This is a genomic window from Streptomyces sp. NPDC008139 (genome assembly GCF_042957025.1).
GTDB lineage: Bacteria > Actinomycetota > Actinomycetes > Streptomycetales > Streptomycetaceae > Actinacidiphila.
Genome location: NZ_JBIBHM010000003.1, coordinates 199,630 through 221,302 on the forward strand (window position 1 = coordinate 199,630; position 21,673 = coordinate 221,302).

15 protein-coding genes and 1 pseudogene are annotated in these 21,673 nt (G+C 71.7%); 3 read left to right on the plus strand and 13 right to left on the minus strand.

Features of this window, described 5'->3' with window-relative positions; genetic code table 11:
* Positions 1-55: 55 nt before the first annotated feature.
* A complete protein-coding gene (locus ACFZBB_RS07505; RefSeq protein WP_391118797.1) occupies positions 56-1,435 on the minus strand; it encodes an FAD-dependent oxidoreductase in 1,380 nt (459 codons plus the stop codon).
* A 371-nt stretch (positions 1,436-1,806) separates the two neighbouring features.
* Between ACFZBB_RS07505 and ACFZBB_RS07510 the strand changes: the two genes are divergently transcribed.
* Positions 1,807-4,785, plus strand: a complete 2,979-nt coding sequence (locus ACFZBB_RS07510) for a carbohydrate binding domain-containing protein (RefSeq protein WP_391118800.1) — start codon at positions 1,807-1,809, stop codon at positions 4,783-4,785.
* Positions 4,786-4,842: 57 nt separating this feature from the next.
* Here ACFZBB_RS07510 and ACFZBB_RS07515 read toward each other — a convergent pair whose 3' ends face one another.
* The 5 genes from ACFZBB_RS07515 to ACFZBB_RS07535 form a co-directional block, all read right to left on the minus strand.
* Entirely contained in the window at positions 4,843-5,400 is a 558-nt protein-coding gene (locus ACFZBB_RS07515) for an NADAR domain-containing protein (RefSeq protein ID WP_391118803.1), read from the minus strand.
* Between the two features lie 104 nt (positions 5,401-5,504).
* Positions 5,505-5,687 carry a hypothetical protein gene (locus ACFZBB_RS07520; protein ID WP_188284361.1) on the minus strand — a complete coding sequence of 61 codons (183 nt, stop codon included), beginning with the start codon at positions 5,685-5,687 and terminating at the stop codon, positions 5,505-5,507.
* 150 nt (positions 5,688-5,837) lie between these two features.
* Entirely contained in the window at positions 5,838-7,820 is a 1,983-nt protein-coding gene (locus ACFZBB_RS07525) for a Xaa-Pro dipeptidyl-peptidase (protein ID WP_391118805.1), read from the minus strand.
* Between the two features lie 126 nt (positions 7,821-7,946).
* Positions 7,947-10,382: a Tex-like N-terminal domain-containing protein gene (locus ACFZBB_RS07530; protein WP_391119287.1), complete on the minus strand. Its 2,436-nt coding sequence runs from the start codon at positions 10,380-10,382 to the stop codon at positions 7,947-7,949.
* 164 nt (positions 10,383-10,546) lie between these two features.
* Positions 10,547-11,068 (minus strand): GNAT family N-acetyltransferase, encoded by a 522-nt coding sequence (locus ACFZBB_RS07535; RefSeq protein ID WP_391118807.1) that lies wholly within the window; start codon positions 11,066-11,068, stop codon positions 10,547-10,549.
* 183 nt (positions 11,069-11,251) lie between these two features.
* Here ACFZBB_RS07535 and ACFZBB_RS07540 point away from each other — a divergent pair, with 183 nt between their 5' ends.
* Complete coding sequence (locus ACFZBB_RS07540; RefSeq protein WP_391118809.1) at positions 11,252-12,394, plus strand: fatty acid desaturase; 1,143 nt, start codon at positions 11,252-11,254, stop codon at positions 12,392-12,394.
* Between the two features lie 41 nt (positions 12,395-12,435).
* Here ACFZBB_RS07540 and ACFZBB_RS07545 read toward each other — a convergent pair whose 3' ends face one another.
* Both ACFZBB_RS07545 and ACFZBB_RS07550 read right to left on the minus strand, forming a co-directional pair.
* Positions 12,436-12,906, minus strand: a complete 471-nt coding sequence (locus ACFZBB_RS07545) for a macro domain-containing protein (RefSeq protein ID WP_391119289.1) — start codon at positions 12,904-12,906, stop codon at positions 12,436-12,438.
* A gap of 48 nt (positions 12,907-12,954) precedes the next feature.
* Positions 12,955-14,406, minus strand: coding sequence for a M1 family aminopeptidase (locus ACFZBB_RS07550; RefSeq protein WP_391118812.1), 1,452 nt, complete (start codon positions 14,404-14,406; stop codon positions 12,955-12,957).
* A 96-nt stretch (positions 14,407-14,502) separates the two neighbouring features.
* On the opposite strand from ACFZBB_RS07550, the gene ACFZBB_RS07555 reads away from it, so the two are divergent.
* Positions 14,503-15,234 (plus strand): MerR family transcriptional regulator, encoded by a 732-nt coding sequence (locus tag ACFZBB_RS07555; RefSeq protein WP_391118814.1) that lies wholly within the window; start codon positions 14,503-14,505, stop codon positions 15,232-15,234.
* A 46-nt stretch (positions 15,235-15,280) separates the two neighbouring features.
* Here ACFZBB_RS07555 and ACFZBB_RS07560 read toward each other — a convergent pair whose 3' ends face one another.
* From ACFZBB_RS07560 to ACFZBB_RS07580, 5 genes and pseudogenes are all read right to left on the minus strand, one after another.
* Positions 15,281-17,455, minus strand: coding sequence for a 3-hydroxyacyl-CoA dehydrogenase NAD-binding domain-containing protein (locus tag ACFZBB_RS07560; RefSeq protein ID WP_391118816.1), 2,175 nt, complete (start codon positions 17,453-17,455; stop codon positions 15,281-15,283).
* Between the two features lie 38 nt (positions 17,456-17,493).
* Positions 17,494-18,708 (minus strand): acetyl-CoA C-acetyltransferase, encoded by a 1,215-nt coding sequence (locus tag ACFZBB_RS07565; RefSeq protein ID WP_355346683.1) that lies wholly within the window; start codon positions 18,706-18,708, stop codon positions 17,494-17,496.
* Positions 18,709-18,783: 75 nt separating this feature from the next.
* The gene (locus ACFZBB_RS07570) at positions 18,784-19,926 is read right to left on the minus strand and encodes a CoA transferase (protein WP_391118818.1); all 1,143 of its coding nucleotides are present in this window, start codon (positions 19,924-19,926) and stop codon (positions 18,784-18,786) included.
* A 111-nt stretch (positions 19,927-20,037) separates the two neighbouring features.
* Positions 20,038-20,529 (minus strand): hypothetical protein, encoded by a 492-nt coding sequence (locus ACFZBB_RS07575; RefSeq protein ID WP_391118820.1) that lies wholly within the window; start codon positions 20,527-20,529, stop codon positions 20,038-20,040.
* Between the two features lie 71 nt (positions 20,530-20,600).
* A pseudogene (locus tag ACFZBB_RS07580) lies at positions 20,601-21,494 on the minus strand (tyramine oxidase); the annotation flags it as partial.
* Between the last annotated feature and the right edge of the window lie 179 nt (positions 21,495-21,673).

The following is a 21,673-nucleotide window of genomic DNA, read 5'->3' on the forward strand; positions in this document are numbered from 1 at the left end:
GCACCGCAAGGGCCCGGAACCGCAAACCGCCGCATATTGCTGCCGAAAACCGCCGTCAGCGCGCTCTGACGTCCGCCACCACCGCGTCCGCCGCCTTGCGCGCGGCGATCAGCACCGGGTCCCACACGGGCGAGAACGGCGGCGCGTAGCCGAGGTCGAGCGCGACCATGTCCTCGACCGTCATCCGCGCGGTGAGCGCGACGGCCCCGACGTCGACCCGCTTGGCGGCGCCTTCGCGGCCGACGATCTGGAGGCCGAGCAGCCGCCCGGTGCCGCGTTCCGCGAGCATCTTGACGGTCATCGGGTCGGCGTCCGGGTAGTAGCCGGCCCTGCTGGTGGACTCGATGACGGCGGTCACGTAGTGGAGTCCGGCGCGGCGCGCCTGGGACTCCTTGAGGCCGGTGCGGGCGATCTCGACGTCGCAGACCTTGCTGACGGCGGTGCCGACGACGCCGGGGAAGGTGGCGTAGCCGCCGCCGATGTTGGTGCCGATGATGCGGCCGTGCTTGTTGGCGTGGGTGCCGAGGGCGATGTGCTGGAGGTCGCCGGAGACGAGGTTGAGGACTTCCACGCAGTCGCCGCCCGCCCAGACCCGCTCGTGGCCGCGTACGCGCATGGCCAGGTCGGTCAGCAGGCCGCCGTGCGCGCCCAGCGGCAGTCCCGCGTCGCGGGCGAGCGCGGTGCCGGGGCATACGCCGATGCCCAGGATCACGATGTCGGCGGGGTATTCGGCGTCGTCGGTGGCGACCGCGCGGGCCCGGCCGTCGGCGCCGGTGAGCACCGCGCGGACGGCGGCGCCGGAGACGACGCGGACGCCGAGTCCCTCCATCGCGCCGCGCACCAGGCGTCCCATGTCGGGGTCGAGGGTGCTCATCGGCTGCTCGGCGCGGTCGACGAGGGTCACGTCGAGGCCGTGCTTCAGCAGGGCCTCGGCCATCTCCACGCCGATGTAGCCGCCGCCGACCACCACGGCGCGGCGTACGCCGACCCCGTCGAGGGTGGCCAGGACGCGCTCGCCGTCGTCCAGGGTCTGGACGCCGTGCACGCCGGGCGCGTCGATGCCGGGGACGGGCGGCCGTACGGGTTCCGCGCCGGTGGCGACGACGAGGTGGTCGTAGCCGGTCCACTCCTCGCGGCCGTCGGCGTCCCGCGCCCGCACCCGGCCGGCGGCGAGGTCGATGTCGACCACCTCGGTGCCCATCCGCAGGTCGATGTCGCGCTCGCGGTGCTCCTCGGCGGTACGCGCGACCAGCGCGTCGGGGCCTGTGGTGTCGCCGCCGATCCAGTACGGGATGCCGCAGGCGGAGTACGACGTGTGCCGTCCGCGTTCGAACGCGACGATCTCCAGGTCGTCCGCCGCTCTGCGGCGGCGGGCCTGGGACGCGGCCGACATCCCGGCGGCGTCACCGCCGATGACCACCAGACGCTCCGTCATCTTCCGTGGGTCCCCTTCCGCTTACGGTCCGCCGGGGTCCGAGGCCGGGGTCCGGGTCCGATCCGTACGGTTCTCCGACCGGTCGGCCGGGTACGTCACCCGCCCGTCTCGGGAACCCTACGCGGCGGCGCGGCGGGACCCGGGAACGCAACCCCGTCAGACCTCTTTACGTCCATGACATGTCCCAGTAATCTCACGACCGTTCTCGCAGCAACTTGTTGCAGCAACTTGCGCAACTTGTCCGGCCGTTTGTTCCGTGGCGCGCGGACGTACGGCTTCCTCTACCGGCCGCCCTCGCGGCCCCGTCCGAGGAGCACGACGTGACCGTCGCTTCGCGCCACAGATATCGACCAGGTCCGCTGACAGCAGTGGTGGCTGTCGTCTTGGGACTCCTGGCGGCCCTGCTCCCCTCCCTTTCCACCGGTTCCGCGCACGCCGCCTCGGCCGCGGGCTCGAACACCGCAACCGTCTACTACTCCACCGCGACGACCAACTGGTCGTCGTACAACCTGCACTGGGCGCCCGACGGCGGGAGCTGGACGACCGTGCCCGGCGTCGCCATGCAGAGCGCCTGCACCGGCTGGGTGAAGAAGACCGTCGACCTCGGCACGGCCACCGGCTGGCAGGCGACCTTCAACAACGGCCAGGGCACCTGGGACAACAACGGCGGCAAGAACTACGCCCTGGGCACCGGCACCATCACCGTCAACAACGGCGCCATCGCCCACAGCGACCCGTGCGCGAGCGGCGGGGACCCGGGCGGCGGCGAGACGGGCAGCCCGTCCGGCACCTCGGCCACCGTCTTCTACTCCACCGCGACCGTCGGCTGGACCACCGTCAATCTGCACTACGCGCCGACCGGCGGCGCGTGGACGACCGTGCCGGGCATCGGCATGGAGGCGGCCTGCACCGGGTGGGTGAAGAAGACCGTCGACCTCGGCACGGCCGCGGGGCTCGCCGCCACCTTCAACAACGGCAACGGCACCTGGGACAACAACAACGGCGCCAACTACGCGCTGTCCAAGGGCGTCAGCACCGTCAAGGACACCAAGGTCACGGCCAACGCGGCCGATCCCTGCGCGGCCGTCGTCCCCGACACGACGCCGCCGACCGTCCCCGGCACGGTGAAGGCGACCGCGACCGACACCTCGATCGTGGTGACCTGGAATCCGTCGACCGACGACACCGGGGTCACGGGCTACCGGGTCACCAGGACCGGCGGCACCAAGGGCACGATCGTCACCAGTGTCGGCTCGACGGTCTTCTCCGAGTCCGGCCTGGAGGCGGACACCGCCTACACGTACACCGTCCAGGCGCTGGACGCGGCGGGCAACATCTCCGCCGCCTCCGCTCCGGCTCGGGCGACCACCGGCCACGCGCCGCCGCCCGCGACTCCGGGCACACCGCTCGGCACCGACCCGCGCAAGGACCCGATCTACTTCGTGCTCACCGCGCGCTTCTACGACGGCGACACGAGCAACGACCGCGGCGGCAACCAGGACGTGGCGTCGGGGAACGCGGCCAACAACGACCCGATGTTCCGAGGTGACTTCAAGGGCCTGGTGCAGAAGCTCGACTACATCAAGGCGCTCGGTTTCTCGGCCATCTGGATCACGCCCGTGGTGCTCAACCGCAGCGACTACGACTACCACGGTTACCACGGCTGGGACTTCTACCGGGTCGACCCGCGCCTGGAATCGGCCGGGGCGTCGTATCAGGATCTGATCAACGCGGCCCACGCCAAGGGGATCAAGATCTACCAGGACGTGGTCTACAACCACAGTTCCCGGTGGGGCGCCAAGGGGCTGTTCGTACCGACGGTCTACGGCGTCAGGGACTCGCAGTGGTCGTGGTATTACGACGAGAAGGAGCAGGGCTTCGAGTACGACGGTCTGACGATCGATCCCAAGACCGGCAAGTCGTACTACAACGGCGATCTGTGGTCCACTGCCGAGCCGTCCGGCAACACGTGCCTGAACTGGGGCAAGCCAACGGGGCAGAAGAGCCCTGAGGGCTACACGATCTACAACTGCCAGTGGCCGAACCCCACTTCGAAGATGTTCCCCGCGTCGCTCTACCACCAGTGCTGGATCGGCAACTGGGAGGGCGAGGACTCGCGTTCCTGCTGGCTCGCCGACGACCTCGCGGACTTCAACACCGAGAACGCGCAGGTGCAGAACTATCTGATCGGCGCGTACAACAAGTACATCGACATGGGGGTGGACGGCTTCCGCGTGGACACCGCCGTGCACATTCCGCGCGTCACCTGGAACCGGCGTTTCCTGCCCGCGATCCAGCAGCGCGAGATCCAGGACTGGGGTCCCGACAAGGCGCGGAACTTCTTCGTCTTCGGTGAGGTCGGCGCTTTCGTCAACGACAAGTGGAACCGCGGATCGGTCAACCACTCGGCGCAGTTCTACACCTGGAAGGAGCGCAAGGAGTACAGCGCGGACGACGCCACCGCGTCGATCGAGCAGTACAACTACGAGGAGCAGCTCGGCACCGGAAATCAGCCGACGTCCGCGAACGCCTTCCTGGAAGGGAACGCGTATCACACCCCGGACCACAGCAAATTCTCCGGTATGAACATCATCGACATGCGCATGCACATGAATTTCGGTGACGCGCACAACGCTTTCAACAACGGCAAGGACTCGGACGACTCGACGAACGACGCCACGTACAACGTCGTCTATGTCGACAGCCACGACTACGGTCCCAACAAGTCGTCGGTGCGCTACACCGGCGGACAGGACGCGTGGGCCGAGAACATGGCGCTGATGTGGACTTTCCGCGGCATCCCGACGCTCTACTACGGGTCGGAGATCCAGTTCCAGGCCGGGAAGACGATCGACTGCGGGCCGAGTTGCCCGCTGGCGACGACGGGGCGCGCGTACTACGGCGACCATGTGGCGGGCACGGTGACGGCCTCGGAGTTCGGGAAGGCCGACAGTGCCTCGGGGGCGGTGGCCACCACTTTGGCGCAGCCTCTGGTCAAACACCTCCAACGGCTGAATCTGATCCGGCGCGCCATTCCGGCGTTGCAGATGGGCCAGTACAGCACCGAGGGGGTGAACGGCGGCGGCATGTCGTTCAAGCGTCGTTACACCGACACCGCGTCGGGCGTCGACAGCTTCGCGCTGGTGACGGTGACGGACGCGGCGTCCTTCAGCGGCGTCCCCAACGGCCGTTACGTGGACGCCGTCTCGGGTGACGTGCGGACCGTGACGGACGGGACGCTGGCCGTCGCGGCGCCCGGCAAGGGCGACATGCGGGTGTACGTGCTCGACCTGGGCGGCAAGAACGCGGCGCCCGGCAAGATCGGTACGGACGGACCGTACCTGAAGTAGCCCGACCGGCCCGGCCTGCGGCGGAGGGACCCTCCGCCGCAGGCCGGGCTCGCAGGACTAGCCTTCCGCCGCCAGCCGGGCTCTCGCCTCCATCAAGGCGAAGCCCAGCAGATTCAGCCCGCGCCAGGTGGCCGGGTCCGCGGCGCGCTCGTCGTCGGCGGCCAGTCCGATGCCCCAGACCCGGTCCATCGGGCTGGCCTCGACCAATACGCGGCTCCCGGTGCCGAGCAGGTAGGCCAGCAGGTCGGGGTGCTGGCGGAATTTGTGGACATTGCCTTCGATGACCAGGTCGAAGCGCTCCGCTTCCCACACGGCCTGGTCGAAGCCGCGGACGGTGCGGCCGACGCTCTTGGCGGTCTTCGGGTGGCCCGCCGCGACAGCCCGCCGCTCGGCGTCGGGGTCGTCGAAGAGCCGGGCCTTGCCCGCCATCATCCAGTGCTCGGCGGTCGCGTAGGTGACGCCGTCGACGGTGAAGGGCGCGGGCCACCACTGGCTGAGGCAGCCGGCGCCGACACTGCCGTCGCGCTGCGGGCGGTGGCCCCAGAAGTACAGATACTTCAGCCGGTCCCCAGCGTGGTCGAGCAGGTCCTGGGTGGACCGGATGTCCGTCGCCATCGTCTGATCAGGCCCTCTCGTGCCGCGGCGACACGGGAACGGGACGTGTTCGCCCGGCTTCGGTGCCCTGGTCGCAGCGGCACACTATCGGGGGTCGTACCAGGTCAGCGACCTATTTGCCGACGGCTCACGCGCCGCAGCCGACGCCGCTGCGAGGAGTCGAGGGAGAAGTAGGCGATCGCGGGCACGCCCACGATGACCAGGACGACAGCCCAGAAGGGGATCCAGATCCACAGGAACAGACCCAACGCCACGCCACCGATGACGATCTTCGCGCGATTCGACATTTCCCCGCCTCCGTTCACGGCGGCAAGCGCCGCGCCCTCACCGCTTCTACCCAGGAGAACGCGCCGCGGACAACCGTGGTTCCCCCCGCGTCCCGAGGGCCGTATCCCTGTAACCGTAACGCCGGGAAGCGGGGGGAACCAGGCCGGGCGTCAGCCCAGCCGGGCGGCCGGGGCCACGGAGGGCGCCGGAGCCGGGGTCAGCGCGGCCTTGCCGCGGGGCGCCGCGCCCGCACGGGTCGACAGCGCGCCGGAACCGCCGACCAGCGGCAGCCTCAGCAGGGAGTGCGACAGGTCGACGGTGACCTTGGGCGTCGTGTCGGGCGGCAGGATGAGGCCGCCGTCGGTGCCCGCGACGATCAGCGCGAGCCGGTGCCCCGCCGGTACGACGTGGTCGGTGGCCGCGAGCTGGACGGTCATCGTGTAGGGCTTGCCCGGGGTGAGCGGCACGCCGTGGGAGAGCGACGCGTAGTGCCCGAGGTCGGCCCAGCCGCGGCTGAAGACCGTGTGGTCGACGGTCGTGGTGTCGGCGGCGGTGTCGAGGTAGCAGGCGCTGTCGCCCGCGGTGCTCTCCCCGTAGCAGGAGCGGGTGGCCAGAGTGGTGATGCCCTCGCCGTTGCCGAGGAAGTCACGGATGGTGGCCGGCCCGAGGTCGACCAGGACCGCCGACAGGTGCGCGCTGGTGGTGGACGAGGTGGCGGTCACGGTGAACGTGCCGCCGCCGGACAGCCGCAGGTCCTTGGCGAGCGTCCCGGTGGTGAAGACGGTCTTGGCCGCGGTCGCGGTGTCGGCCGCCGCCGCCCAGTCCTCCTCCCACAGATTCGGGTCGTCGGTGAACGACTCGGTGCCGCCGGGCCCGGCGTGCCGGGTGCCGAGCGTGCCCAGGCCGTCGGTGGCCGTCGGGCTCAGGCTGAGCGAGGTCGTGCGGGTCGCGGCGGGCGGCCACACGCGGTCGGTGGTCCAGTGGTCGACGGTGCGCTCGATGTCGGCCATCGGCTGCCGCTGGATGCCGTTGTCGACGCCCAGCAGGTAGTGGTCGAACCAGCGCTGGAGGGTGGGGACCCAGTCGGTGCGCCGGTAGTCGAAGGGGTCGACGTGGCCGGTCTGCGACAGCCACACCTTGCGCTCGACGCCGTGGGCGGCGAGCGCCTGCCACCACTGGCCGAAGTGCTTGGTGCGGACGTTGAGGTCCTGCATGCCCTGCACGGCGAAGACGCTGGCCCGTACCTTGCCCGCGTCCTTCACGTAGTCCCGCGCGGTCCAGAACGGCGTCCAGTCCCCGCTGCGCGGCGAGCCGTCGATGATCTTCTGCTGGGCGGCGGCGCAGTGGGCGTGCGCGCTGTCGCTCTCGACGTAGTCCGACAGCCACTCGGGGCCGTCCTGGAGCGCCGCGCCCTGGTGGAAGTAGTAGTCGTACCAGGAGGAGATGGAGCTGATCGGCACGATGGTCTTCAGGCCGCGCACCCCGGTGGCGGCGACGCCGTTGGCGATGGTGCCGTCCCAGCTCTTGCCGATCATGCCGACGTTGCCGTTGGTCCAGCCCGCCGAGACCGCGTGGCCGCCGGAGCGGGCGCTGTAGCCGCGGGCGCGGCCGTTGAGCCAGTCGACGACGGCCTTCGCGGACTGCACGTCGGAGGGGCCGCCGACGTCCACGCAGCCGTCGGAGCGGTCGGTGCCCGCGAGGTCGACCAAGACGGTCGCGTAGCCGCGGGGCACAAAGTAGTTGTCGTAGAACAGCGGCGCCCGGACGATGTTCCCGTTGGCGTCATAGGTCTTGAGCTGGCTCTCGTTGCCGCGTCCGCAGCAGGAGTAGTACGGGCTCGCGTCCATGATCACGGGGACCTTGCGCCCGGCGGCGGCGGGCTCCGAGGGGCGGACGATGTCCACGGCGACCCGGTCGGTGCGGCCGTCGCCGTCACCGTCGAGACCGGTGTCCACCCAGACGGCCTCGCGGATCGCGTTGGCGTAGGAGTAGTCGGGTTGGCTGAGACCGTGCCGTACGGTTCCGCCTCCTCCGCCGCCGGGGGTACCGGCGTACGCGGAGGACGGAGCGGTGAGTACGGCGGCCAGGGCGGCGAGTACCGCCACCACCACGGATATCCACTGGAAGCGGGCAGCCCGCGTGAGGGAGAGCACGCCAGAGGCTAGCGCCTGACCAGGCCACGTCAACAGGGGGCGTACGTAAGGTCCTGGGACGGCTGAGGCGGCGGGGGGGTGTGCGGAGGATCTGGCCCCGCCGCCTCAACGGTCGTACGTCGTCGGCTACTTGTTGCCGGTCAGGCCCGCCCTGCGCAAGGCGTCGGCCATCGCGCCGCCGGGCGCGGGCTGTTGACCGCCGCCGCGGCGTCCGCCGCCCTGGCCCTGGCCGCCGCCCTGACCCTGCCTGCCCTGGCCGCCGCCTTGCCGGTTCTGACCCTGGCCACCCTGCCGGTTCTGACCCTGGCCGCCGCCCTGCCGGGGCGGTCCGCTGCGGCGCTCGCCGGCGCCAGCGGCCCCGCCGCCGCGCTGTTGGCGCCCGGTGCCCGGCTCGTCGTCCAGGCGCAGCGTCAGCGAGATCCGCTTGCGCGGCAGGTCGACGTCCAGCACCTTCACGCGGACGATGTCGCCGGGCTTGACGACCTCGCGCGGGTCGGACACGAAGGTGTCGGAGAGCGCGGAGACATGGACCAGGCCGTCCTGGTGGACGCCGACGTCCACGAAGGCGCCGAAGGCGGCGACATTGGTGACGACGCCTTCGAGGATCATCCCCGGCCTGAGGTCCTTCATCTCCTCGACGCCGTCCTTGAAGGTGGCGGTCTTGAAGGCGGGACGCGGGTCGCGGCCCGGCTTCTCCAACTCGGCGAGGATGTCGGTGACCGTCGGCAGACCGAAGGTGTCGTCCACGAAGTCCTGCGGACGCAGCGTCCGCAGCACCGTGCCGTTGCCGATCAGCGACTTGATGTCGGTCTTCGCGGTGCCGCTGATCCGCCGCACCACCGGATACGACTCGGGGTGCACGCTGGAGGCGTCCAGCGGGTCGTCGCCGTCCACGATCCGCAGGAAGCCCGCGCACTGCTCGTACGCCTTCGGGCCGAGCCGCGCGACCTCCTTGAGGTCCTTGCGGGTACGGAAGGGGCCGTTGGCGTCGCGGTGGGCGACGATGTTGCCCGCCAGGCCCTCGGTGATGCCCGAGACACGGCGCAGCAGCGGTACGGACGCGGTGTTGACGTCCACGCCGACGCCGTTGACGCAGTCCTCGACGACCGCGTCCAGGGAGCGGGAGAGCTTCAGCTCCGACAGGTCGTGCTGGTACTGGCCGACGCCGATCGAGCGCGGGTCGATCTTCACCAGTTCGGCGAGCGGGTCCTGGAGGCGGCGGGCGATGGAGACGGCGCCGCGCAGGGACACGTCGAGCTCGGGGAGTTCGGCGGAGGCGTAGGCCGAGGCGGAGTAGACCGAGGCGCCCGCCTCGGAGACGACGGCCTTGGTGAGCTTCAGATCGGGGTGCAGCTTGATCAGGTCGGCGGCGAGCTTGTCGGTCTCGCGGGAGGCCGTGCCGTTGCCGATGGCGATCAGGTCGACGCGGTGGGCCTTCGCGAGCCGGGCGAGGGTGGCCAGCGACTCGTCCCACTTGTTGCGCGGCACGTGCGGGTAGATCGTGTCGGTGGCGACCACCTTGCCGGTGTCGTCGACCACGGCGACCTTGACGCCCGTGCGCAGGCCGGGGTCCAGGCCCATGGTGGCGCGGGTGCCCGCGGGCGCGGCGAGCAGCAGGTCGCGGAGATTCGCGGCGAAGACCCGTACCGCCTCGTCCTCGGCCTCCTGGCGGAGCTGGACGCGCAGGTCGATGCCGAGGCGGACCAGGAAACGGGTGCGCCAGGCCCAGCGCACGGTGTCGCCGAGCCATTTGTCGGCGGGGCGTCCGCGGTCGGCGATGTCGAAGTTCTGCGCGATCCGCCGCTCGAAGCTGGACGGTCCCTCGGTGGGCTCCTCCGGCTCCAGGGTGAGGTCGAGGATCTCCTCCTTCTCGCCGCGGAGCATGGCCAGCACGCGGTGCGAGGGGAGCTTGGTGAAGGGCTCGGCGAAGTCGAAGTAGTCGGAGAATTTGGCACCCTGCTCCTCCTTGCCCTCGCGCACCTTCGCGACGAGCCTGCCGCGCGTCCACATCCGGGTGCGCAGCTCGCCGACCAGGTCGGCGTCCTCGGAGAAGCGCTCGGTGAGGATGGAGCGCGCGCCCTCGAGCGCCGCCGCCGGGTCCTCCACGCCCTTGTCGGAGGAGACGTATTTCGCGGCCTCGGCCTGCGGGTCGGTCTCCGGGTCGGCCAGCAGCAGGTCGGCCAGCGGTTCCAGACCCGCCTCGCGGGCGATCTGGGCCTTGGTGCGGCGCTTGGGCTTGAAGGGCAGGTAGATGTCCTCCAGGCGCGCCTTGGAGTCGGCGGCCATGATCTGCGCCTTCAGCGCGTCGTCCAGCTTGCCCTGGGACTCGATGGACTCCAGGACGGCCGCGCGCCGTTCGTCCAGCTCGCGCAGATAGCGCAACCGCTCCTCGAGAGCGCGCAGTTGCGCGTCGTCCAAGGTGCCGGTGGCTTCCTTGCGGTACCGCGCGATGAACGGCACGGTCGCTCCGCCGTCGAGCAGTTCGACGGCGGAGCGCACCTGCCCTTCGCGTACGCCCAGTTCCTCGGCGATCCTGCGCTCGACCGATCCGTTACCGCTGATGATCTCGCTCCTCGTGTGCTCGGCTGTTCACTGCATGTTAGACGTCACCCGGCCGCGACCGGCCGCAGGCGGCGGGAACGATGCGCGGTTCCGGCTCGTTGTGCGGGTGCGGTGAGGCTGTTGACAGTGGCCCCCGCACCAGGCCGTGTCCCCGCCGAATCAGCTCACCGCAGCCGCTTTTCGAACCAGTGGTCCGCGTATGGGCTCGTGTTGTAGCGGGCGATCTCCCTGTAGCCGTGCTTGGCGTACAGCGCACGGGCCTCCACCAGGTCCTTGCGCGTGTCCAGGCGGATCGTGTCCGCGTGGAAGGTGTCGCGGGCGAGGGTTTCCGCGGCGCCGACGAGCAGGCCCGCGACGCCCTGGCCGCGAGCTTCGGGGCCGACATACATCCGGGTCAGCTCCATGGTGTGCGCGTCGAGGACGCGCAGGCCCACACAGCCGACCGGTACGCCGCGGGCAGGAGCGCCGGCGAGCCGGACGGCGAGGAATTCTCCGGTGGGTGGCACGAGATCGTCGCTGGGCTCCTCCGCGAGCACGGCGGAGACCTCGGCGTCGTCCGTCGGACGGCCGTAAAAGCGGCTGACCAGCTCGGTGTAGTAGCGGCGCAGCAGCGTCGCCGCCTCGGAGCCGGTGATGGGTACAGGCGCGACCGCCCAGCCGGTCGCGTGCGTGTTGTTCGTCGTCACGCCGGACATCCTGGCAGCGCGTAGGTGGGGTTATCCCCAGGTTTTTCCGGGGTCTGCCACCCCGGGGAACCGGGTGATGGCGCCATGGTCGGGGATCAGTGGCAGTCCATAGCGTCGAGGTGTGGCCGGTCAGGCCTCACACCGGACGTCGAACCGGCCATCGCCGGACCCCGAGGAGCGCCCATGGCTACAGCGACCAGCACGATCATCGACGCGCCGGGACGGCGGTCCGACGGGACGGCGGGCCCGGACGCGGACTCCGCCGGTACGGGGGCGGACTCCGGTACGGGGGCGGGGCCAGGATCGGGATCGGGATCGGGATCGGGCAGTGATTTCGCACCGCTGCTGCGCGAGGTCAAGGCGGCCGGGCTGCTGCGGCGGCGCGTCGACCACTACGCGAGGTCGATCGCGCTGAATCTCGTGGCCGTCGCCGCGGTGTGGTCGGCGGTGGTGCTGGTCGGCGGGACGGGCTCGTGGTGGGTGGTGGCGCTCGCGCTGCCCGCGGCGGTGCTGGGGGCGCGTACCGCGTTCATCGGGCACGACGCCGGGCACCACCAGATCGCCGAGAGCCGTCGGACGAACCGGCTGATCGGGCTCATCCACGGCAATCTGCTGCTGGGCATGGGCGCGGGCTGGTGGACCGACAAGCACAATCGGCACCACGCCAATCCGAACCATGTGGGCAAGGATCCGGACGTCGAGGTCGGCGCGCTGGTGTGGACGCAGGCGCAGGCGGTCGAACGGGAGGGCTTCGCACGCTTCCTGACCCGTCATCAGGCGCGGCTGTTCTTCCCGATGCTGCTGCTGGAGGGGCTGGCCCTGAAGGTGGCGAGTCTCCAGGAGCTGAAGCGGCAGGAGCCGCGGCAACGGCTGGTCGAGGGCTCGCTGTTGGTGGCCCACCTGGCGGGTTACGCGGCGCTGCTGCTGTTCGCGATGCCGGTGTGGCAGGCGGTCGTCTTCGCCCTGGTGCACCACGCGCTGTTCGGGCTGCACCTGGGCTGTGCGTTCGCGCCCAACCACAAGGGCATGGAGATGCCCGAGGAGGGCTCGCGCTGGGGCCATCTGCGCCGTCAGGTGCTCACCTCCCGCAATGTGCGCGGCAATCCGCTCACCGACTGGTTCCTCGGCGGGCTCAACTACCAGGTCGAGCACCACCTCTTCCCCAGCCTCCCCCGCCCCCACCTCCGGCTCGCCCAGCCGCTGGTGCGCGCCCACTGCCGCCGTCTGTCCGTCCCCTACACCGAGACCGGCCTGATCGACTCCTACGTCCAGGCCCTGTCCCACATGCACTCCGTGGGCGCCCCCCTGCGCTCCCCCGCCGTCTGAACTCCCCACCGCCGCAGTCCCCTTCCGCCACCCCCGGCGGTTCAGCCGTCACGGTCGTAGACCGTGACGGCCACCCCGCGTTCCACGAGCCGCGCGGTCACCAGCGGCTCGACCCGCGCCCACCGCCCGCCCGCCAGACCGCAGCCGATCCTCGGCATGTGCACGGAGGCTCCCAGCTCCAATGCCCGGTCGCCGAGCGCCGCGAGGGCGGCGTCGATCGCCTCGTACCGCACCGGCGCACCCTTGCTGCCGGTGCGCATGCCGCGCTGGCCGATCAGGTTGGCCACCCACACATAGCTGCCGACCCGCACCCACTGGATTGCGCCGAGGCCGAAGTCGTTGCGCGCCCGCTCGCGGTGCCAGCGCCGGTAGGCGGCCTCGGGCTCCGGCCAGCGGCGCGACACGGCGACGACGAAGCCCTTGCCCCAGCCGCCCAGGCCGTTGCAGACATGCGCGATGACTTTGACGCCCTTGCCCTGTGGTGCGGGGGCGTCCCCCCGCACATATGTGATCTCCCCATGCCGCCACGGTAAGCGCGACCACTGACAACGCACCCGCGCTCAAAGCGACGACGGGTGGTGGGTGGTGTGGAGCCAGGCGGTGAACAGCGGGGTGAGGTCGTGGGGGGTGAGGCGTTGGCAGAAGGCGGTGAAGTCGGCGGTGGTGGCGTTGCCGTGGCGGTGGGCGGCGGGCCAGGTGCGCAGGAGGGTGGCGAAGGCGGTCGGGCCGAGGGCTTCGCGGAGTTGGTAGAGGACGAGGGCGCCGCCGCCGTACACGGGGGCGTCGGAGATGTGGTCGGGGCCGGGCGGCGCGGCGGGCGGGAAGGCGCTGTTGGCGGGGTCGGCGAGGGCCGCTGCGGCGCTCCGCTCGACGGTGCGCCCGCCCTCGTGCTCCTGCCACAGCCACTCGGCGTAGGTCGCGAAGCCCTCGTTGAGCCACATGTCCTGCCAGGCGGCGGGCGTGACGGAGTCGCCGAACCACTGGTGGGACAGTTCGTGGACGAGGGTGTCCAGCGGCACGGCGGGGTCGCCCGGCTCGCCGTCGCCGGGGAAGACCGGCTTCGTCTGGGCCTCCAGCGCGTACCCGACCCGCCCGCTCGGCAGGTGGTCGACGATCGCGCCGACGGACGAGAAGGGATAGGGCCCGAACAGCCCGCTCTCCCAGTCCACGATCTCCGGGATACGGCGCAGCGCCGCCGCCGTCGTCGGGTCGTCGGAGCGCGGGTCGACCGCGACGTGGACCGGCACCCCGCCACCGGTACGGGACCGCGTGATGTCGAAGTGCCCGATGGCGACGGTGGCCAGATACGTCGCCATCGGCTCCTTGGCGCGCCAGTGGAACGCGGTCCTGCCGCCGTGGCCGGCGCTGTCGACCAGTTCGCCGTTGGACACGGCGGTGAGACCGTCGGGGACGGTGACGGTGATGTCGTAGGCGGCCTTGTCCGAGGGATGGTTGTTCGAAGGGAACCAGGCCATGGCGCCGACCGGTTCGCCCAGGGCGAGCGCGCCGTCGTCGGTACGGAACCAGCCCTCGTGCGAGCCGTCCGGGTCGGTGAGGGTCGGCGGGACGCCTTCGTACGTCACGGTCGTCTCGAAGCGCGCGCCGTCGCGCAGCGGCGTCGCGGGCGTGACCCTCAGCTCGCTGTCCGCGCGGTCCACGGCGGCGCTCCGCCCGTCGACGGTCACGCGGGTGACGGTGAACCCCGACAGGTCGAGGTCGAAGCGCGCGAGCGGCTGGGTGGCGGTGGCGGAGACGACCGCCGTGCCGCGCAGCTTTCCTGAGCCGGGGTCGTACGCGAGGTCGAGGCCGTAGTGCGTGACGTCGTATCCGCCGTTGCCCGCCCGCGGGAAGAGCCGGTCGTCGACTCCGGGCGCCCCGACGTCGGTGGAGCCCGAGGCGTGGCCCGTACGGTCGGGGGCCGCCGTGCCGCCGCCGGAGCACGACAGGCAGCACGACAAGGAGCACGCGAGCAGGATCGGCAGGGCCGCGCGCGGCGGCGGAAACAGGCGCACGCGGGCCAGCGTACGAGGCTCGGGGCCGGGCGGAAGCGTCCGCCGTACAGCGTGCGAGGACTTTCACAGCGCTGGTGCGACAGCGATACTGTCCAGGTGCCCCAGACCGCTCTCACCATCGACGAGCTGGCCGCCCGCGCCGGGGTGACGGTGCGCACCGTCCGCTTCTACAGCGCCCGCGGCCTGCTCCCGCCGCCCGACATCGGTCCGCGCCGGGTGGGCCGATACGGCGCCGCGCACCTGTCCCGGCTGGCGCTGATCGAGGAGTTGCAGCACCAGGGCCTCACCCTGGCGGCGATCGAGCGTTATCTCCAGCAACTCCCCGCCGACATCAGCGCCCACGACCTGGCGATCCACCGCGCCCTGGTGGCGTCCTGGCTGCCGGAGGGCAGCCAGGAGATCGACCGGGAGCGGCTCGAACGCCGCGCGGGGCGCCCGCTGGACGACGCGGACCTGGACCGGCTCGCGGCCATGAACGTGCTGGAACGCACCCCCGACCCCGACTCCTTCCGGGTGGATCCGGGCATCCTGCACCTGGGGGTGCGGCTGCTGGACGTGCCCTTCCCCGTGGAGACGATCCTGGCCGCGCGCGAGGTGATGCTGGAGCACGCGCGGGCCGCCGCTCACGAACTGGGCCGGATCTTCCTGGACGAGGTGGGGGAGCCGGACCGCCCGGAGCGGATGCGGTCGCTGTCGGCCCAGATGCAGCCCCTGGTCGTACAGGCGCTGGTCACCGCCTTCCAGCGGTCGCTGAAGGAGGAGCTGCGGGCCTGGCCGGTGCCCCCGCCGAAGCCGGACCCCGAGCAGAACCCGCAGCATTCCCCGTAGCGCCTGAGCGCCTACGCCTCAGCGCCCGTCCGCCGGCTTCCGGGCGTCAGCGCCCGTCCGTGAACGTCTCGCCGCTCTCGGCCTTCGCCACCAGCAGCGCGGGCGGTGCGAAACGCTCGCCATAGGTGTCGGCCAGTTCGCGGGCGCGGGCGGTGAAGCCCGCGACGCCGCCCTCGTAGCCGTTGATGTACTGAAGGACGCCCCCGGTCCAGGCGGGGAAGCCGATGCCGAGGATGGAGCCGATGTTGGCGTCGGCGACCGAGGTGAGGACGCCTTCTTCGAGCAGCCGGACCGTGTCCAGAGACTCCGCGAAGAGCATCCGCTCCTGCATGTCCCGCATCGGGATCTCGATGCCGGGTTTACCGAAATGCTCCGCAAGACCGGGCCACAACCGGGTACGGCGGCCGTCCGCGTAGTCGTAGAAGCCCGCGCCGCCGCTGCGTCCGGTCCGCTCGAACTCGTCCACCATGCGGTCGATGACCCGCTCGGCCGGGTGCTCCTGCCACTGGCCGCCCTCCGCCTCGATCGCGGTACGCGTCTCGCGGCGGATCTTGCGCGGCAGGGTGAGCGTCAGCTCGTCGAGGAGCGACAGCACCTTGGCCGGGTAGCCCGCCTGGGCGGCGGCCTGTTCGACGGAGGCCGCCGCGACGCCCTCGCCGACCATGGCGACGCCCTCGTTGATGAAGTGGCCGATGACGCGAGAAGTGAAGAAGCCGCGCGAGTCGTTGACGACGATCGGCGTCTTGCGGATCTGCCGCACCAGGTCGAAGGCGCGGGCCAGCGCCTCGTCGCCGGTCCGCTCGCCCTTGATGATCTCCACCAGCGGCATCTTGTCGACCGGCGAGAAGAAGTGCAGGCCGATGAAGTCGTCCTGCCGCCGCACGCCTTCGGCGAGCGCCGAGATGGGCAGCGTGGAGGTGTTGGAGCAGAGCAGCGCGTCGGGTGCCACGATGTGCTCGATCTCCTGGAAGACCTTGTGCTTGAGCGTGGCGTCCTCGAAGACCGCCTCGATGACGGCGTCACAGCCCGCCAGGTCCGCCGGGTCGGCGGTCGGGGTGATCCGGGCGAGCAGCGCGTCCCGCTTCCGCGGGGTGGTGCGGCCCTTGGCCAGCGCCTTGTCGAGCAGCGTCACGGAGTACGCCTTGCCGCGCTCGGCGGCCTCCACGGTGACGTCCTTGAGGACGACGTCGATTCCTGCGCGCGCGCAGGAGTACGCGATGCCCGCGCCCATCATGCCCGCGCCGAGGACGGCGACCTTGGTGACCGGCCGGGTCGGGACGCCCTCGGGGCGGCTGGCGCCGGAGTTGACGGCCTGCATGTCGAAGAAGAACGCCTGGATCATGTTCTTCGAGGTCCGGCCGCAGGCCAGCTCGGTGAAGTAGCGGGCCTCGATGAGGGTGGCGGTGTCGATGTCGACCTGCGAGCCCTCGACGGCGGCGGACAGGATCGCCAGCGGCGCCGGATAGGGCGCGCCCGCGAGCTGCTTGCGCAGATTGGCGGGGAAGGCCGGCAGATTCGCCGCGAAGGCGGGGCTCTTCGGGGTGCCGCCGGGGATCTTGTAGCCGGGGGTGTCCCAGGGCTGCCGGGCGTCGGGGTGGGCGAGGACGTACGCCCGCGCGCTCGCCAGCATGGCGTCCCGGTCGGTGGCGACCTCGTGGATGAGACCGGCCTCGAGAGCGCGCTGCGGCGCGTACTGCCGGCCCTGGAGCAGGACCTTCAGCAGCGCGTCGGCGATGCCCAGCAGCCGGACGGTGCGGACGACTCCGCCGCCGCCGGGCAGCAGGCCGAGCGTCACCTCGGGCAGGCCGATCTTGGTGCCGGGCGTGTCGAGCGCGATGCGGTGGTGGCAGGCCAGCGCGATCTCGTAACCGCCGCCGAGCGCCGCTCCGTTGATGGCCGCGACGACCGGCTTGCCGAGGGTTTCCAGGCGGCGCAGGCGGCGCTTGATGCGCAGCGATCCGGCGAGGACGTCGGCCGCGTTCTCCGGGGTGGCGCGGATCAGGTCGCGCAGGTCGCCGCCCGCGAAGAAGGTCTTCTTCGCGGAGGTGACGATGATGCCGCGTACGCCGTCGAGTTCGGCTTCGAGGCGGTCGAGGGTGGCGTCGAGGGAATCGGCGAAGGCCGCGTTCATGGTGTTCGCGGACTGCGCGGGATCGTCCAGGACCAGGGTGACGATGCCGTCGGTGTCCTGCTCCCAGCGGATGGTGGTGGACTCGCTCATGGTCTTCGGGCTCCGTTGGATCCGTGAGGGGGCAGGGGTCAGAGACGTTCGACGACGGTGGCGACGCCCATGCCGCCGCCGACGCAGAGGGTGGCGAGCCCGTACCGCTGGTCGCGGCGCTCCAGTTCGTCGATGAGGGTGCCGAGGATCATCGCGCCGGTCGCGCCGAGCGGGTGGCCGAGCGCGATGGCGCCGCCGTTGACGTTGACCTTGTCGATGCTGACGCCCATGTCGGAGGCGAAGCGCAGCACGACGGCGGCGAACGCCTCGTTCATCTCGATCAGGTCGATGTCGTCGATGGTCAGCCCGGCCTTGGCGAGGGCCTTGCGGGAGGCGGGGGCGGGGCCGGTCAGCATGATGGTCGGCTCGGAGCCGGAGACGGCGGCCGAGACGATCCGGGCGCGGGGGGTGAGGCCGTAGCGCTCGCCGATCTCGCGGTTGCCGATGGCGACGAGCGCGGCGCCGTCCACGATGCCGGAGGAGTTGCCCGCGTGGTGGACGTGGTCGATGGCCTCGACCCAGTGGTACTTCTGGAGCGCGACGGCGTCGAAGCCGCCCAGGTCGCCGATGTCGGCGAAGGACGGCTTGAGCTTGGCGAGCGTCTCGGGGGTGGTGCCGGGGCGGATGAACTCGTCGTGATCCAGGACGGTGAGGCCGTTGCGGTCGAGCACGGGCACGACGGAGCGGGCGAAGTAGCCCTGCTTCCACGCCTCCGCGGCGCGTTCCTGGGAGAGCGCGGCGAAGGAGTCCACGTCGTGCCTGGTCCAGCCGCCGAGGGTGGCGATCAGGTCGGCGCCGACGCCCTGCGGCACGAAGCCGGTCTCGTACGAGGTCATGGGGTCCATGGCCCAGGCGCCGCCGTCCGAGCCCATCGCGACGCGCGACATGGACTCGACGCCGCCCGCGAGGATCAGGTCCTCCCAGCCGGAACGCACCTTGGCCGCCGCCAGGTTGACCGCTTCGAGCCCGGAGGCGCAGAAGCGGTTCTCCTGGACGCCCGCGACGGTGTCGGGCAGGCCCGCGGCGATGGCCGCGATCCGCGCGATGTCCGAGCCCTGGTCGCCGATCGGGCTGACGACGCCGAGCACGATGTCGTCGACGGCGGCCGGGTCCAGGGTCGGGAAGCGGCGCCGCAGTTCGTGGATGAGGCCGACGACGAGGTCGATCGGCTTGGTGCCGTGCAGGGATCCGTTCGCCTTTCCGCGCCCGCGCGGGGTGCGTACGGCGTCGTAGACGTAGGCCTCGGTGCTCAACGTCGTGCCTTTCTGGAGGGTGGGGCGGGGTGTCCTGGTCCGGCGCGGTGTCCGGGAGGTGCTGCCGTACGGGTCTCAGTCCAGCAGTGCGGAGGCGTCCCAGTCGCGGGCGACCTCCGCGGTGTGCGCGCCGGGCAGCGCGGGCGGCCGGCGCAGGGTGCCCGGTGTCGCGGACAGGCGCGGCGCGGGCGCGGGCTGCACGGTCCCGGCCGCCTCGGTGAAGGTGCCGCGGACGGCCAGGTGCGGGTGGTGCGGGGCCTCACCCAACGAGAGTACGGGCGCCACGCACGCGTCCGTCCCGTCGAAGACGCGTGTCCACTCGTCGCGGGTGCGGGTGCGGAAGCGGGCCGCGAGGGCGGCGCGCAGGTCGTGCCAGCGGCCGGGCTCCGTGCGCAGGGCCGCGTCCCGTGGCGCCAGTTCCAGCAGCCGGACGAATTCGTCGTAGAAGCGCTGTTCCAGGGCGCCGACCGCCATGTACCCGCCGTCGGAGGTCTCGTAGACGCCGTAGAAGGGGGTGCCGCCGTCCAGGAGGTTGGCGCCGCGCCTGTCCTGCCAGCGGCCGGCGGCGAGGATGGCGTGGATCATCGTGGTGAGGTGCGCGACACCGTCGACGATCGCGGCGTCCACGACCTGTCCCTCGCCGTGCGCGCGAGCGTGGTGGAGGGCGGCGAGGACGCCGGTGACCAGGTAGAGGGAGCCCCCCGCGTAGTCGCCGAGGAGGTTGGCGGGGGCGACCGGCGGTCCGTCGGCCGGTCCTGTCATGCCGAGCGCGCCGGTCACGGCGAGGTAGGCGATGTCGTGTCCCGCGGTGTCGGCGAGCGGCCCGCGCTGGCCCCAGCCGGTCATCCGGCCGTAGACGAGCCGTGGATTGCGGGCCAGACACGCGTCGGGGCCGACGCCCAGCCGCTCGGCGACGCCCGGCCGGTAGCCCTCGATGAGGATGTCGGCGCGCTCGGCCAGGTCGAGTACGGTCGCGGGTCCCCGGTCCGCCTTGAGGTCGACCAGCACCGAGCGCTTGTTGCGGTTGGTGAGGTCGTGCTCGGGCGCGACGCCGAGGCCCGCGCCGCCCGGCCGGTCCACCCGTACGACATCGGCCCCGAGGTCGGCGAGGAGCATCGCGGCGAACGGTCCCGGACCGATCCCGGCCAGTTCGACGACACGCACGCCCGCCAGCGGGCCGTCAGGCGCCGCGCCCCGGTTTGACAATTCTGATGTCACATCAATGATGCTAGGAACGTGTTCCAGTCTTGGCAAGAGCTGACTGAGCGCTCGCTCAGCCGGTTCACTCGCCTCCGGTCCCGCCGTCGGCCGTCGCCGTCGCGTGCGGCGTCACAGGTGGCAGTGGCCGCCGGAGCCGCGTCCGGTCTCCCGGGGCAGGTCGAGCGTGGGGTTGCGGTCGAAGAAGCCGGTCGGTCGCAGCGTGACACCGCAGGTGTCCACCGGCATCACCGGCCAGTCCTCCAGGCGCGGCAGATGCGTCGGCCCGAAGGAGTGCCACAGCGTGAGGTCGGTGTCCTCCAGCGCCTCGCCCGGCCGCGACCACTGCCCGACACCGGCCCCGCCCCGGTGCTGGTTGGGGTAGTCGCCGTCCGGATAGTGCCGCTCGGGCCGGTAGCGGGTCACCCACAGGTGCTTGGTGGCGTACGTGACGCGCTCCGCGACCGGTGAGCCGGGCTGCGCGAGCAGCGTCGGTCCCGCGTCGGGCAGCAGGGTGTACGCGACGGGGCGGCCCATCCGGTTGAGCGAGCCGGGGTTGCTGATCCGCCAGCGCCGCCCGGCCGCCGGGTCGGCGACCCGGCCCGCGTCACCGCTGTCGGCCACCGCGGTGGCGCCAGGCGCAGCGCGTTGGCGTTGCGGCCGAGCAGGTACTCGCCCGCGTCCAGGTAGCAGACCCAGTTGCGGGCCGCGTCGGGCTCCGCGTACGGCACGGCCATCTCGGCGATCGAGGCGCGGTGCAGGACGAGCCGGTCGCGGTCGCCGTCGCGGTGGGTGATCCGGTGCAGCACCAGGCCTTCTCGGGCGTTGAAGTCCAGCCGCAGCCGCCAGTTCTGCCAGCTCAGCACCGGGCCTTGGAGCGTGAAGGACGGCCCCTCCGGCTGGCCGATCTCCAGCGGGCGCAGGTCGGTGCGGGCCGGTCCGTTGAACTCGGCCTCGTAGCGCCCGCATTGGGTGGGCGTGGGGACGGCGCCGGTGTCGATGAGGCGTACGACACGCCGCTCGATCAGGTCGACCTCGGCGACCAGGCCGCCGACCGGGTGGGCGAACGGGTTGTCGCTCTCGTCGCAGCGCAGGAAGGTCAGCGAGCGCAGCATGCGGCGGCCGGTCTCGGAGGCGATGCCGAAGTTGCCCGCGGCGAGCGGCGCCGCGATCACCAGCGAGGTGTCGGTGACGCCGCGCTCGGCCATCGCCGCGCGCCAGGCGGGGTCGGTCTTGACGATCTCGTCGCAGGTCTCGTACTCCTCGAACAGCAGCGGCGGTTGGCCGTCGGCGGCCGGGTCCAGGTCGCGGTGGGCGAGCAGCAGGCGCGAGGTGACGTCGACCAGGGCCTCGGCGGCGCGGCCGGTGGCGGAGTCGAGCAGCGTGACACGTACCCGGCGGGTGAAGGGGTCGCCGTCGCGGTGGACGAGCGCGGCGTGCCGGTCGGGCTCGTCGGGCAGGACGAGCGGGAAGCGGGTGGCGTCGGACACCAGGCCCTCCGCCTCCAGTACGGCGCGGGCCGTGTCGATCTCGTCGGCGGTCAGCGGGTCGAGCGGATGCGGAGTGGTGGTGGCGGCCGACGCGGTCATGGGGCCTCCTGACGGCGGGACAGGAACGCTGCGGGGAAGGGGAGTTCGGGACACGGGTCCGGAGAAAAACGGGCGGCCCCCCCCCCCCCCGGGGGGGGGGGGGGCCCCCCCCGGGGGCCCAGGCGCGGAGGTGAGGGTGTCCCAGGGGCCGGGGGCCTAAACCAGTGGTACGCCCCCGT